General features: G+C 52.8%; 15 protein-coding genes. 9 read left to right on the top strand and 6 right to left on the bottom strand.

From position 1 onward, the window contains the following. Both RIC29_03180 and RIC29_03175 read left to right on the top strand, forming a co-directional pair. On the top strand, positions 1–324 hold a 324-nt coding region (locus RIC29_03180; GenBank protein MEQ8733899.1), incomplete at its 5' end, for a hypothetical protein. A 33-nt stretch (positions 325–357) separates the two neighbouring features. After that, positions 358–1557 (top strand): class I SAM-dependent methyltransferase, encoded by a 1200-nt coding sequence (locus tag RIC29_03175; protein ID MEQ8733898.1) that lies wholly within the window; start codon positions 358–360, stop codon positions 1555–1557. 63 nt (positions 1558–1620) lie between these two features. On the opposite strand, the gene RIC29_03170 is transcribed toward RIC29_03175, so the two are convergent. Next, positions 1621–1953, bottom strand: a complete 333-nt coding sequence (locus RIC29_03170; protein ID MEQ8733897.1) for a DUF1244 domain-containing protein — start codon at positions 1951–1953, stop codon at positions 1621–1623. 17 nt (positions 1954–1970) lie between these two features. Next, positions 1971–2777, bottom strand: a complete 807-nt coding sequence (locus RIC29_03165; GenBank protein MEQ8733896.1) for an N-formylglutamate amidohydrolase — start codon at positions 2775–2777, stop codon at positions 1971–1973. 217 nt (positions 2778–2994) lie between these two features. Here RIC29_03165 and pyk point away from each other — a divergent pair, with 217 nt between their 5' ends. Beyond that, entirely contained in the window at positions 2995–4425 is a 1431-nt protein-coding gene (gene pyk, locus RIC29_03160) for a pyruvate kinase (GenBank protein ID MEQ8733895.1), read from the top strand. Positions 4426–4546: 121 nt separating this feature from the next. Here pyk and ykgO read toward each other — a convergent pair whose 3' ends face one another. Further along, positions 4547–4672 carry a type B 50S ribosomal protein L36 gene (gene ykgO / locus RIC29_03155; protein ID MEQ8733894.1) on the bottom strand — a complete coding sequence of 42 codons (126 nt, stop codon included), beginning with the start codon at positions 4670–4672 and terminating at the stop codon, positions 4547–4549. Between the two features lie 134 nt (positions 4673–4806). Further along, positions 4807–5502 (bottom strand): alpha/beta fold hydrolase, encoded by a 696-nt coding sequence (locus RIC29_03150; GenBank protein MEQ8733893.1) that lies wholly within the window; start codon positions 5500–5502, stop codon positions 4807–4809. A gap of 144 nt (positions 5503–5646) precedes the next feature. On the opposite strand from RIC29_03150, the gene RIC29_03145 reads away from it, so the two are divergent. Continuing rightward, positions 5647–7149, top strand: coding sequence for a DEAD/DEAH box helicase (locus RIC29_03145; GenBank protein ID MEQ8733892.1), 1503 nt, complete (start codon positions 5647–5649; stop codon positions 7147–7149). Here RIC29_03145 and RIC29_03140 read toward each other — a convergent pair. Further along, positions 7146–7547, bottom strand: a complete 402-nt coding sequence (locus RIC29_03140; GenBank protein ID MEQ8733891.1) for a nuclear transport factor 2 family protein — start codon at positions 7545–7547, stop codon at positions 7146–7148. The two genes, RIC29_03145 and RIC29_03140, sit on opposite strands and share 4 nt — an antisense overlap. A 96-nt stretch (positions 7548–7643) precedes the next feature. Here RIC29_03140 and RIC29_03135 point away from each other — a divergent pair, with 96 nt between their 5' ends. The 3 genes from RIC29_03135 to RIC29_03125 all read left to right on the top strand — a co-directional run bounded on the left by RIC29_03135 (position 7644) and on the right by RIC29_03125 (position 9824). After that, a complete protein-coding gene (locus tag RIC29_03135; protein MEQ8733890.1) occupies positions 7644–8357 on the top strand; it encodes a prolyl oligopeptidase family serine peptidase in 714 nt (237 codons plus the stop codon). Next, entirely contained in the window at positions 8354–8857 is a 504-nt protein-coding gene (locus RIC29_03130) for a cupin domain-containing protein (GenBank protein ID MEQ8733889.1), read from the top strand. The genes RIC29_03135 and RIC29_03130 overlap by 4 nt, the downstream gene beginning before the upstream one ends. Before the next feature lie 85 nt (positions 8858–8942). Beyond that, positions 8943–9824: a VOC family protein gene (locus tag RIC29_03125; GenBank protein ID MEQ8733888.1), complete on the top strand. Its 882-nt coding sequence runs from the start codon at positions 8943–8945 to the stop codon at positions 9822–9824. A gap of 27 nt (positions 9825–9851) precedes the next feature. Here the strand turns inward: RIC29_03125 and RIC29_03120 are convergent, their stop codons facing one another. Continuing rightward, entirely contained in the window at positions 9852–10283 is a 432-nt protein-coding gene (locus RIC29_03120) for a hypothetical protein (protein ID MEQ8733887.1), read from the bottom strand. Positions 10284–10723: 440 nt separating this feature from the next. On the opposite strand from RIC29_03120, the gene RIC29_03115 reads away from it, so the two are divergent. Both RIC29_03115 and RIC29_03110 read left to right on the top strand, forming a co-directional pair. After that, positions 10724–11164, top strand: a complete 441-nt coding sequence (locus RIC29_03115) for a VOC family protein (protein MEQ8733886.1) — start codon at positions 10724–10726, stop codon at positions 11162–11164. 79 nt (positions 11165–11243) lie between these two features. Then, a complete protein-coding gene (locus tag RIC29_03110) occupies positions 11244–13817 on the top strand; it encodes a hypothetical protein (protein ID MEQ8733885.1) in 2574 nt (857 codons plus the stop codon). Positions 13818–13917: the final 100 nt, after the last annotated feature.

The raw sequence follows: 13917 nt of genomic DNA, 5'->3' as shown, positions 1-13917 counted from the left end.
CGCCCGACCTATGCGTCGGACTTCATTCCATCGGACGTAGAACGCGCCGTATTCCTCGGCAATCCCGTTCTCGACAACATGATGACCAGCCTGATCGCCCTGGGCGCTGAAGTATGGTCCAACCGCCGCCGGATGAAGGTTGTGGAAGCCCTGCTCGCCGAGAAAGGCGTGACCGCTGAAATGATCGAAACCTTTATGCCGACCGCCGAGCAAGAAGCGGAGTGGCAGAAGGACCGTGATCGCTTTATCGATCTGACCTACTCACCGCTGCTGCGTGAAGGGGATCTGCCGGTGTCGGCCGCATTCACCCGCGAAAACCGGTAGAACCCAGAGCAAGAGATTAAGGAGAATTACCTCATGTTAGATCGTCGTTCACTCTTTGCCGCCACCGCTGCGGTTGGCTCGTTCGTTGGTGCCGCCTTCGGTTCACGCAAGGCAAACGCCAGCGCTGTTAATATGACGCCTCCTGGGGATGTCGAAGACCGTGGGTCGGTAGGCCGTTTTGAGCGCATTCCTGACCTGGATCTTGAAAGCAAGTACGACTTCGTGACTGGTTTTCGTAAATTCCAAAGCCGGTTTACGCCAATCGCACGAAACCGCATTGATCAGATCATGGAATCCAAGGGCCTAGATCCGAAGATGGAGGTCTCTATGGAGGCCGCGCTGGATCTGGTGAAAGACGATATGCTGGTGCAAACCAGCGGTCGGACTTGGATCAGCAATCAGCAAATCACCTGGAAAGTTTTTCAAGATTATTTCCATGACAACGCCGATAAGTATCTGGCCGAAATGGAAGCTGCTGATAATGCTGGACCGGGCAAGCTGGAATTGAATCCTGATTTGGACATTCCCGACTACATCCGCCATGAAATTCATATCATGCCAGGTGGCTATGTCGGTGATGCCTTTGCCGGGCACGTGTACCACCACGGTACCAACAGCTTCTCAGCTGGCATCTCTTTCTTAGGCAGCAACGAACAAGATCAAATCCAAGTCAAAGCCGTTGAGCGGTTGCCCATGCCCAGAGACGGCAAGGTGATGCGCATTCTTGATTTGGGATGCGGCATTGGGCGCCTGACCGTTGCCCTCAAAGAGCGCTTCCCCGATGCCGAAGTGTGGGGCCTGGATGTGTCTGGCCCCCTCATCCGCTATGCCCACATGCGGGCCAATGACCTGGGTGTTGATGTCAACTTCACGCAACGTTTGGCCGAGGATACAAAATTCGAAGACGGCTATTTCGATATTGTCACGTCGCTGATTATCAATCACGAAATGCCAACCGATGCCAATAAGGCCCTTGTTGCTGAAGCCTATCGTTTGACGCGCAAAGGCGGATATTACTATCCCATCGACTTCAGAACCTCAGGCGATAAGGCGGCTGTTTACAGCCAGTATCGTCGCTGGTGGGATCACCGTTGGAATTGCGAACCCTGGACGCCAGAATTCGTTGCCTTCGACTTTGAAGGTGAAATCGAACGCGCCGGGTTTACCATTAACAAGGAAACCAGACCTGTGATGCCAGGCTTTGGCGCGCGTCATGGTGAAAAGCTGGCTTAGCTAACTCACACGACCCAAGCGTTCGAGAGAAACCCTGCTTCAAAACACTGAAGCGGGGTTTTCTTATTCCACGACACCAATATCCGCATGCAGCGGTTTGCTATCCTCGAATTGTTGCTGTTGTGCGTCTGACGCGGGCGCTTGATGGGTCTTTTTCCACTCGTCATACGGCATGCCATAAACGATCTCACGAGCTTCATCGTAATCCATCGGCGCACCATAGTGCTCGGATGCGGCCTTCACCCATTTGGCGAGACAATTTCGGCAAAAGCCGGACAGCCCCATAAGATCAATGTTTTGAACGTCGGTGCGTTTCTGTAAATGCTGAACCAAGCCTCTAAAGGCTGCGGCTTCAATTTTGGTGCGGGTGTCTTCATCCATGGGGACCTCGCTCATGTGACAATCTCAGATGCTTAATGGTGTTCAATACATAGTATGGATGGATCGCTTAGCAATGGGGACAGTGCTGAGTCCAGGATGCCAATCCAATTGGAAATACTTTGGGCATCTTCAAGCAGGTCCTGCCGAATCTCGATCTGCGTGTTCGCCAATCCTTGTGCGCCCGCATGGATCTTAAGCGTATAGCCGTACTCGACCCCTGAATAGGGTTGGTTATCGCCAATCTCTAAGTCTGTTTGCTTTCGCAGGTTCCTAATCAAGCCCTCTGCCAATCTGCGATCTGCGGCGGCCATTACACCAATATGCCAAGGACGATCTTCATTTTGAAAATCAGGCGTAAAGGAATGAATAGACACCACAGGTGGCCGATGAGAGAGGCTACGCAAGCGCGCAAGCTGAGTTTCAATCGCCACATGATACGGAAAGTAGAACAGCTCAGCGCGTCGCAAGCGTTCCTCGGCGCTTAAGTTTTGATTGGCCGGCACAACCGTTCCATCACTGATCTCGGGCATAGAGGCGCTGTCTCCCAAAGGCCGGTTAGGATCAACAATCAGTCTTGAGTAGGTGGCCAAAACAGCGGTCGCTTGCCACTTTTGCGCCAAACCTGCAACGACATCCGCGGCCCCTGGGTCCCAGGCAATATGGCGGGACAGCTCATCCATATCGAGGCCCAAGCCCTTCATGCTGTGCGGCACTGCATTTCCTGCATGATCTGCAATCAAGAGGACGCTGCGCTCGCTGTTCGGATTGAGGACCTGAACAGGCTCGCAATCAGTCTGGCCCAGATGACGTGGGCAGGGATAAAAAGTCAGTGAGTCCACTCTAAAGTGCGCCTTCATACTGCTAGCATTTCGCCACATCCTGCGTGTTTCTCGGGCCGGCACAAGATGTCTTTTTGATATAATATTTCGCCATACCAAACGTTGGCAAACGACAAAATCGGAAGCGCAAAAGCGCGAAAGCCAGAAGCGCGAAAGATTAATGAATTTATGCCCAGCGACCCTAGCGACGCCGCAACAAGCGGCGTAGTGTAGGGTCATGAGTACACGTAGACGCCGCGCAAAAATTGTTGCCACCCTCGGGCCCGCTTCTAGCACCTTAGAGACCATCGCTGATTTGTATGATGCTGGTGCTGATGTGTTTAGACTCAACTTCAGTCATGGTTCCCATGAAGACCATGCCGCACGTGTCGCTGATATACGCGCGCTGGAAAAAGACGTTGGGCGGCCCATTGGCATATTGATGGACCTTCAGGGACCAAAACTCAGGGTCGGCACCTTTGCCTCAGACGAAGGTGTCGTTCTGAAGAGTGGTGCCTCCTTCCGCCTCGATATGGACAACACGGACGGCGATGAAGAACGGGTCTGCTTGCCCCATAAAGAGATTTTCCAAGCCTTGAGGCCGGGGGCCAGTCTGTTGGTCAACGATGGTCACCTGAGACTCGAGGTTATCGACTGTGGTTCCGACTGGGCAAAAACAAAGGTGATCGTTCCGGGCGTCATGAGCAATCGCAAAGGCGTAAACGTTCCTGACGTGACGCTGCCCTTGCCCGCTCTCACGGCCAAAGACAAAGCAGATCTGGAATTTGGGCTTGATCAGGGTGCCGACTGGGTGGCCCTGTCGTTTGTTCAGAGCCCGGTTGATGTGGCCGAGCTGAAAGCGCGGGTCAACGGACGCGCAACTGTTATGGCGAAGCTTGAAAAACCAGCCGCCCTTGATCACTTGGATGAAATTGTAAAAATTTCTGATGGCGTGATGATCGCCCGCGGTGATCTGGGTGTTGAAGTTCCGTTAGAGCAGGTGCCGGTGCTGCAGAAGCGCATTATTCGGGCCTGTCGCGCAGCGGGTAAGCCCTCGGTGGTCGCAACCCAAATGCTCGAGTCTATGATTAAATCCCCCATGCCGACACGCGCCGAAGCGTCTGACGTCGCCACCGCCGTCTACGATGGAGCAGATGCAGTGATGTTATCAGCGGAGACCGCCGCCGGAGATTATCCAATACGCGCCGTCGCGACGATGGATCGTATTATCTCTCAGGTTGAAGGGGACGAGCATTATCTCGGTTTAATGTCAGCTGGACATGAAATCGCAGCGGACTCGGCACAAGATGCGATCACAGCCGCTGCCAGACAAATCGCCTCTACCTTGGGCGCGAAATCTATTGTCACGTACACAACATCCGGTTCGACCACCCTCAGAGCAGCCAGAGAGCGCCCGCCCGCCCGCATACTGTGTTTGACGCCGAGCGAAAAAGTCGCCCGCCAATTTGCCCTCGTTTGGGGGGTACATAGCGTGGTCAACTTGGATCACACACCGGACGAACACATAGGCTCTAACGCCATTTCCTTCGCGAAAAAGGAGCATATCGCAACGGATGGCGATGTCCTGGTCGTGACAGCCGGGGTTCCGTTTGGCACCGTCGGGTCTACTAACATGATCCGGGTGGTTCGGATCGGTGAGAAAGCTTAACTTTAAGAATTACCAACAAACAAAAAGCCGCGGAAAACCGCGGCTTCTGGTGCGTCCCGAAACTTGGGACAAAAGGCATTAACCGACAGTCGGACCCATACACTATGGGCGCAAGCGGGACTTATCCCTGACGTGCCTTAAAACGTGGGTTTTTCTTGTTAATGACGTATACGCGACCTTTACGGCGCACGATACGACAGTTTTTATCCCGCTTCTTTGCGGATTTCAGTGAGCAGCGCACTTTCATGGTGCTTTTCCTTGCTTCGCTGGTGGTCCGGGGACAGGCCCGACTGAAAGAAGAGCGGCTTATACCGAACCCTCAGCGGCAGCGCAAGACCAGATGACACCAAAAAATACTGAAATGCTGGCTTTTTCGTCCGCTCATCCTAACCAGTACCTCAAGACTGCCGTCACCGCGTGCGGCTGCTCAAGGGGTACCAGATGCCCAGACTCCTCAATGACAACCAGCCTGGCTCCCGGAATCGCCTGTGCCATCTCTTGATGAAGCTCCGGCGGTGTCAAAATATCTTGCCGGCCGCAGATCACAACCGTCGGCACACGTATGGCATGAAGGTCTCCACGGCTGTCTGGGCGGCCCATAATTGCCGTCTGCTGGCGCGCGAAAGCCTCCTGACCAATGCGCGCAGCCATCTCAAGCACAACATCACGCACGGTCGGGTCATCCAGCCGGTCTTTGTGAACCAAATTCGGTAAAAGCCTTGGGGTTACCCCCTTAAATTTACCCATGCCCGCGAGTTTTATAAGACCTTGCCGGATCTTAACCTGTTCTGCCGTATCGGGTCGCGCCTGGGTGTCAATCAACGCCAAGCGTTCAACCCGTTCCGGTTCCTGTCGCATGATTTCTTGTGCGACGTAGCCGCCCATTGAGAGGCCCGCAAGTGCAAAGGTATCAGGTGATTCCTCAAGAATACGCGCTGCCATGGCCTTAATGTTATCATCTCGGGTCAAATCTCCCACAAAGACATTAGCTGTATCGGCCAAATGTGAGGCTTGATGGGCCCAAAGCGCATAATCACACAACAAACCTGGCAAAAAAACGATATGACGCTCAGACATTGGGATCCCTGCTAATATGAGCTGATTCTATGTTGGTTTGGTTGACTTTGCACCCGTCCTGCATCATATAAGACGCAATCAAAAAGCGACGGGGACCTGCGGATAGCGCATAAGAGTTTCCCCCACGAGGACTTTTTAGTTTCCATGACATTTGAAGACCTGGGCTTAGAGCCGAGTACGTTAAAAGCTGTTGCCGAATCAGGCTACACTGAACCAACCCCCATTCAAGCGAAAGCAATTCCGATCGCGTTGATGGGCCGTGACGTTATGGGAATTGCCCAGACCGGTACCGGCAAAACAGCCAGCTTTACGCTGCCCATGATTGATATTCTCAGTTCAGGCCGCTCGCGGGCCAGAATGCCACGGGCGCTCATTTTATGCCCCACACGCGAACTGGCCGCACAAGCGGCTGATAACTTTAATAACTATTCCAAATACTCGGAACTCTCGATGGCTTTGATCATCGGCGGCACCTCCTTCACCGATCAGGAAAAGGCGTTGGCTGGAGCCTGTGACGTTCTTATCGCCACGCCGGGTCGTCTCCTCGATCTGTTTGAGCGCGGAAAAATTCTTCTCAATGACGTAAAATATTTCGTTATTGATGAAGCTGATCGCATGCTTGATATGGGATTCATTCCTGACGTTGAGCGGATCGCTAAGCTGGTCCCGACGCTGCGCCAGACCCTCTTCTTCTCTGCCACAATGGATAAACAGATACGCCGCCTCTCAGAAGCCTTTCTGATGAATCCAAAAGAAGTGGCTGTCGATGCCCCCGCAACAACGGCAACAACCATCACCCAAGGCCTTATCAAAACAACAGACGCTGATAAGCGGGACATCATTCGCGAGCTCTTAATCAGCGAAAAAATCGAGAACGGCTTCATTTTCTGCAACCGCAAAAAAGATGTCGATATCCTGTTTAAGTCTCTGACCAAACATGGATTTAACGCTGTCGCCCTTCATGGGGACATGGTTCAGTCCAAGCGCACTGAAATGCTGTCCGCCTTTAAGTCGGGAGAAGCTGGATTGTTGGTTTGTTCAGATGTTGCCGCACGCGGGCTGGATGTCTCCGCCGTTCCATTTGTGGTCAATTATGATGTGCCGAACAACGCCGAAGATTATGTTCACCGCATTGGTAGAACCGGCCGCGCTGGTATGCAGGGCAAGGCGTTTACCCTCGCTGTCCCAGCTGATAATAAAATGCTGGCCGCCATCGAGAAACTCATCGGCGGACCTATTCCTCTCTTCAAAATTGGCCAGAAGAATAAAGTCAAAACTGACGCAAGCGAGAAATCTGAAGAAAAGACGAGCGCCAAAGACAACACCAAGGACCGCCCTAAAGCTCAGCAGGACGACACCTCAGCGTCAATATCAGCGCCATCATCAGAGCCAGCATCAAAGACAGAACCCGCGCCAAAAGCGGCTGTTAAAGCCATGGCCAAGGACGAACAAAAACCCCGCCGGGAAGAATACCCTAAACGACAACGGCGGGACCGCAGCCGCCATGACCCAGATGTTGGCGTTATGGATCATGGTGATGAGGATGTTATTGCGTTTGGTGCACACACACCGAGCTTCCTTAAAGTCGAGCCTTATGTATCGGACACGGCAGAAGCCTCTTCCAGTGAAGTTTCAAACAACTCTTAATTGACAGCGACATCAGGTTCGTCAGGCAGATCTTCTGGTCTCAGGTTCACTGGTCCTGCGTGGTGATGAACGATTTTCCAATCCCCTGCTTCCTTCACAAAAACGTTGGTTGCACATAGATAAGCACCATTGAGATCTTCAATGCAGGTCACAACCGCTGACTCGCCAAAAATAGAGACCTTTGCCGCCCTGCATGTCACCTCAGGCGCACCTGGCTCGCCTAAGATTGCCTGCCAGCTTTCCAGAACATCTTCGTGCCCGTAAAGGGGCAACCATCCTGGATGCACACAAATGGCACCTTTCTTGGCCCATAAACGCTGCATCGCATCATAATCTTTTGCGATAAACGCAGCGTAAAAAACATCATTGGCAAACAGAGCTGCCTCTTCATCCTTCATCAACAACCCTCTTTTTGAGATTCTGCGCTAAGCGTGCATCGTCAGTTAGCATACAGTATCATGAGCACAGTTACGGTGCAGAGAATGAGTTTTAAAATGAGTAACAGTACGATGTTAGATGGCCCATCGCGCGGGCCAGCCTCAGGCAAAAAGGCCAAACAAGCCGTGGTGTTTCTGCACGGTTACGGTTCGGATGGTAACGATCTGATCGGCCTCGCGCCCTTCTTCGCGGAAAGTCTGCCCGATGCTGCGTTCTATAGTCCCCACGCCCCAGAGCCAGGCGAAACGGGCATGGGCCGCCAATGGTTTACGTTGCAAGGCTATGACCCCAATCTCCTGCGCAGAGATCCATCCCGCATGACCGGCGCGTTCACACGCATGTATGACGGCGCGAGAAAATCTGCAGCGTCTTTGAACGCCTACTTGGACCGCATCCTTGAGATCACCGGGTTAGACGCAAGCGCCCTCGCCCTGATTGGGTTTTCGCAAGGCACCATGATGGCGATGCATGTTGGATTGCGGCGCCCCTCAGCATTAGGGGCGGTCATTGGATACTCGGGTGCCCTGCTGGGGAGCGAACACCTGGCGGCAGAGACAACGTCCAGCCCTCCGATTCTGCTGGTCCACGGATCTGCTGATGATGTGGTTCCCCTGCCCGCCCTGACCCATATGCAGCGCGCTCTGGACGATCAAGATATTGCCTACACCGCACATATTGTACCCGACCACGGACATGGCATAGAGCAGATGGGCGCGACTTTGGGGCGCACCTTCCTTCACCTGAACTTAGACGTCTCAGGCCCGGCGTGACCGCTGAAGAGCTCATCGAACATCTGAACTTAGAACCCCATCCCAAAGAAGGCGGTTTCTTTCGTGAGATATATCGTTCCCACGCAACCGTCCCTCAAGAGGTTCTGCCAGATGGGTATGACGGCGCGCGCAGCTTTAGCACCGCTATTTATTATCTGCTAACACCGGATACGTTTTCGCATCTGCACACCGTCGCCAGCGACGAAACATTCCATTTTTATTTAGGGGACCCGGTTGAGATGCTGCAACTCTTCCCCGATGGCCAAGGCCAAACGCGAACGTTGGGCCAAGATATTGCCACCGACCAGCACGTCACCCTGACTGTACCCCGAGGGGTTTGGCAAGGATGTCGGCTGAAGACTGGCGGCACGTTTGCTTTGATGGGCTGCACGGTCTCTCCGGGCTTTGAATACCAGGACTACGGCCATGCAGATCGCGTGACGCTCTGTGCCAGGTATCCTGATTTCGTGACCGAGATCAAGGCATTAACAGAAGCCTAAAGGCTGTGGTGTTGCACTTTCCCGAAAGGCCAAGTTGAATACACGGGAACACCGAAGATTTTCTAAACTGAAAAGGATATCTGCCATGTTGGGCCCCATACTCGCTGTGACACTTGCTGTTCCCGACCTCGCCGCCGCCGAGCGCGCCTATGGCGATACACTGGGTTATCAAGTTGTCGAAAGAGGTGAAATCAGTGCGGAAGTCTCCGGCGTTTGGAATGCGGCCATAACAGCCGGGCGGCCCTATCTGATTATGCAGCCCGCCAGCGGTGCAGACATGGTATTCCGCTTCGTGGAGTCTCCGCCCGTGCCTGGGTACCAACCCTTAAAAACCTACGGCTGGAACGCCAACGAATTGTTGGTGCAGGATGTCGATGCCATGCCAGCCCGCCTGGACGGCTCTGACTTTGAAATTGTTGCCCTGCCTCGCAACCTGTCAACAACAGATGATATCAAAGCCATGCAGGTCTTAGGGCCAGCAAAAGAACTCACCTACTTCACCACGGTCAAAAACCCAGCCTTTGGTTTGGGACAGGCTGAGTCTTTTGTGGATCGCGTTTTTATTGTCATTAATGGCGGCAAATCCATGGACAGCCACATCGGGTTTTATAATGGAACGCTCGGCATTGAGACCTCAGAGCCGCAACTTGTTCGCATGTCCGCTTTAAACAAAATTCTCGGTTACGACTCAGAAAAAATGCATCCTCTCGCTACCGCTGACATCGGTGGCCCCTTCAAGATCGAACTGGACCAGTATCCCGAGGGGACAACGGCGCGGCCTATTCTTCCGGGCGACATTCCGCCTGGTATTTCTATCGTTACTTTCCTGGTCGAAGACTTGGATGCCATCCCGGTCGATTTTAGAGCCAAGCCACTGCAACCAAGCGGTGCGCCATACGGTGGCGGACGGGCGGGTGTTATCGTCGGTCCAAATGGAGAGTGGCTCGAACTTATTCAGCGGCCATAAAAGCCGCGGGCATTGAAAACAATAATGCTAACGCCCGCCAAAACGGGGGGGCCGTTCCAGTTTGCTGCGCCGCGGCCCCCTGTCGAACGGATCATCATCATTCGATGAAGAGTCTTTTTGTTTGCGACCTCGTGCCGCTTGACGACTGCGCGCAAGCATCTGCTTTTCTTCTAGTTTCTTTTTATTATGGGCACGGACAATCAAAAGGCCAACGACCACCAACACGCCAAAGATCATGGCACTCATCCACATCTGATTCGCGCGCCGTTGTTCCATCTGACGGCGGATTTGCGGAAGACACGTTGGCAGATTTTGCTCACAGGCCCGCTGCCGCTCAAAATCACGCATCCGCGCATCGGGAAATCCCTGAGATGCCTGAGCATAAACCTCTGGGGCTGACAGGCCCATCAATGCCGCAAAGACTCCAGACGCAAAGACTATGGCGATGGCGATCTTCAAAAGTGCCCTCCCGCGCAAATTGAGTATGTAAAGTTGAATTGTGCCCGATTTTTGCGCCTAGCTCCACAGAGAACGAAAAAAGCTGACATGCGCTAGCGCCCCTTTGCCACCCAAAAGCTTATCGCTTAGCGTTTATGCCACCAAAGCCAACCTGCAATCAGAGCACTCACAATGCCTAAGCCCCCTAAACCTCTCTGGAGTCGCTGCTGTTCCGCCTCCAATTGCGCCTGAATGTCCGGCCTGCAGCCTGGCAACCCCAACTCGCAATCCCGTCTTAGTTTAAGTTGACGTGCCCGCTGACTAATTTGAGCTTGAGAGCTCGAAGTCCATAAGAGAGGAAGCATGCCAGCCATGAGCGCCAATCTCACAGCAGAGCGCCGCGACAAAAATCCAGTGCTGAAATGTCGATGTCGACCCTGCATTAGGCTATAGTAGAGATTATGGATAAAACGACAAATACTCACCTCTTTCAGATTTTAGGCTTAGATCACGTTGTCTTGCGCGTGATGGACCTCGAACGCGCCAAGCAGTTCTACTGCGGCGTATTGGGCTGCACAGTTGACCGATTCCGGGAAGATCTCGGGCTCCTTCAACTCAGAGCTGGCAGATCTTTAATTGATCTCGTTGATGTCAACGGCACGTTAGGTATCCGCGGTGGAACTGCACCACACATGAACGCCCCCAACATGGATCACTTTTGCCTGCGCATTGAACCCTTTTCTGAAGCGTCTATTCGCACCCATTTAAAAGCTCATACTGTAGAAATCGGTGAATCTGGAATGCGATACGGCGCGGATGGCAATGGGCCATCGATTTATATTAAGGACCCAGATGGCAACGCGGTGGAGTTGAAGGGGCCGCCGGAAGATGTGTCTGCGTAGACTGCTCCTATCTTTTGTTGTTTTAAGCTGCGTCAACGGCATAGCCACGCTCTCAATTGATGCACAAGAGAGCAGCCATATGGGCAGGCCAATGTGGCGGTCGTTTGACCCCCGCGATACCGGTGCCGGTGAGCTGACATATTCCTCTGCCGTCGACGACAAAGGCATAGTGTATTCAGCAAATGAAGCCGGACTGCAAAGCTATGATGGTGTCTCATGGCGACTTCTCCCGCACACGCCTCAATCACGCGGAATCACATCTATCTTAGCCTTAGACCGAGAGCCTTGGCTAAATGGGTCCTGGTTAACCGGCGGCACAAACGGCCTAGGCATCTACACGCCAGATAAAACAGGGCATTTAAACTGGACGCCCATAGACATCCCGGGTCGACCCGGCATTTCAGCAGAAGAGTCTCCAGCAACCGTGCATAGATTGGTGGCTGTTGAAGACGTCATATACATCATCAGCAACGCGGGCGTTTTCACGCTTGGCGCTGATGGTGTTTCTGAGCCCCATGAAAGCAGTTCCACGGGCCTTCCCACAGGCTTTTCCTATACAGATGATGATGCAGTTGTCTTTGAAGTTGAAGATGGCCTCATAAAAATGACGAAGGATAATTATCACGCACTTACGCTTCCTCCCCGGTGGTCAGAACTGACTCCGGTTGCTGTGCTCAACACTAAAGATCTGGGGCCGATCTTAGTCACAGAGCGATCCGGAGTATTTGTGTTGGAAACCTCAGATAGCAGCCTCACGCTCACGCCATTATGGAATGAAATCCCTGCCCCCCTGGATAGCGCTAAAGTGCTTGTAAGTGCCGCCTTGCAGACTGGCGGACTCATATTTGGAACAAATGACGGAGCGCTTCTTCATTTCAGCCTAAGCGGACGCCTTATCACACGATTAGACAGTCGTGCGGGTTTTCATGCAGGCCCCGTGCGAAGCATATCAACTGGACCGGCCGACAATGTTTTCGGTTTTTTTGATGGCGGTGCTGTCTGGTTTAACACCAATGACTCCCTCAGAGTTTGGGATATCCTGAACGGTCTGGAGAAACCCGTTACTGCGGTCGCTGTCGATTCTGATCGTGTTTATGCAGGCACCACAGCGGGTCTGTATCAATCTGTATCAAACGGACGGATGCGCCATATTGCAGAGCTTGGCGATGCTCATATTCGCAGCCTGGATTTGTTTCAGCGCAGTTCCATGAGAGGCCACACCTCACTCATTGTCGGCACCACGCGCGGTTTGATTGACTACGCCGACAACGGAGTCACAACCTTATATGAAGGACAACCGTCTGCCGTTTTCATATCACGTACACAACCGACGCGTATTGCTGTCGGGTTTGGCACCCAGGTTCGTCTGTTTGATTTTAATCGAAGTGAATGGACCGACGTCGGGCCACTTGGAACGGCATTTAAATCCCCAATTTCTGACTTCACGGAAACAGCCGATGGGGATCTGCTTGTTGTTTTAAAAGATGGGTCGGTCATTTCATTTGCCGCCGACGAGTGGCTCAAGGGTCAAAATTTAGAACAGGCAAAACCCTTATGGACTCAACCGTCTCCAAGACATCCAGGGTTTGATGCCGCGCCACATTTTTCAGCAACGCCTGACACCATCCGCCTGTTTATGACGGGAGCTGCATTGCAATGGGATTATAAGAACGCGCGATTCCAAACTGATACGTCTCTAGCAACAGAATTTTCCAGATTGTCCTATCCGGAATTCCCCCGTTGGTACGCTGCCGAACAAACGGCTGAGGCCCTCTGGTTGCAAACAAGCACCGGAAGCTACGTCATGCTTACAAAACTCCCAGAAACGACGCCAGAAACCATACCATCCTTGATTGCCTTACCGATCGCTACACGCGGCACGGCATCCTATAGCGACATCTCGTTTGATCAGAGAACAGATAGAATGATGTTTGCAACAGCTGATGGTCTGAGCTCATACCCGCGCCAAGTGCTCCTTGCGTCCAACGCCTCTTTTACTGCTTCACAAACCAAGTCGTCTCTGCCAGCTTTGCACATTCGCAAAATCGTAGTCGATGATCAGACCGTCTATGATGGCAACGGACCCCAACCGCAGATCACTGTTAGATCAACAAGCGACGAGATGCTGGTTCACCTTGCCGTTCTGGATTGGCAAACGGCGTGCAGTGATGGACGGTTGATCATTGAAAGTGCGTCGCTGCCAAACACCGAAGTGGCTGTCGGGTCGAACTGCACGGCAATTTTTGCGATTAATGATTTTGTGAATCAGACGTCAGATATAAATCTTAGGCTGATGGTCGACGGTCAGGCCGTTACACAAGACGCACGCCTGAATATCAAAATTAGCCGGCCCTTGATATCCTCGCCGTTGCTTCCGGTGATCCTAGGCGTCGCACTCGGCCTTTGGGTCATATTCAATCGCTTATCCGCAACACAAGCCTGGCCCGAGCCAATCCAGAGATACGCCGCCTTAACGTCCGGGCTCTTTATCCTCCTGGCAATCGCCCAAGTCCTTGGCATGAGCATCGCTCCTGATTCTGTTTTGAGCGCTATCGCAATTTGGCTGGGTGTTTTATTCATCGCCTTCGTAGTACCGGTTTTTGCAGAAATATTGCTTCAGGCCAGCGCCCGGGTGATGACCTGGAAGACCTAATGCGCGCCTGCTCTCAGTGGCGTTTACCTGTGTTATCCTTCTGATATGATTGTTTCGTAATGCTTCTAAATCGTTCTGCCGCACAGAATTAGAAATAGGA

Source organism: Rhodospirillaceae bacterium (assembly GCA_040219235.1).
Lineage (GTDB): Bacteria > Pseudomonadota > Alphaproteobacteria > Rhodospirillales > Rhodospirillaceae > WLXB01.
The sequence above is the reverse complement of the archived record's forward strand: the minus strand, read 5'-3'. Positions and strand labels throughout refer to the sequence as shown.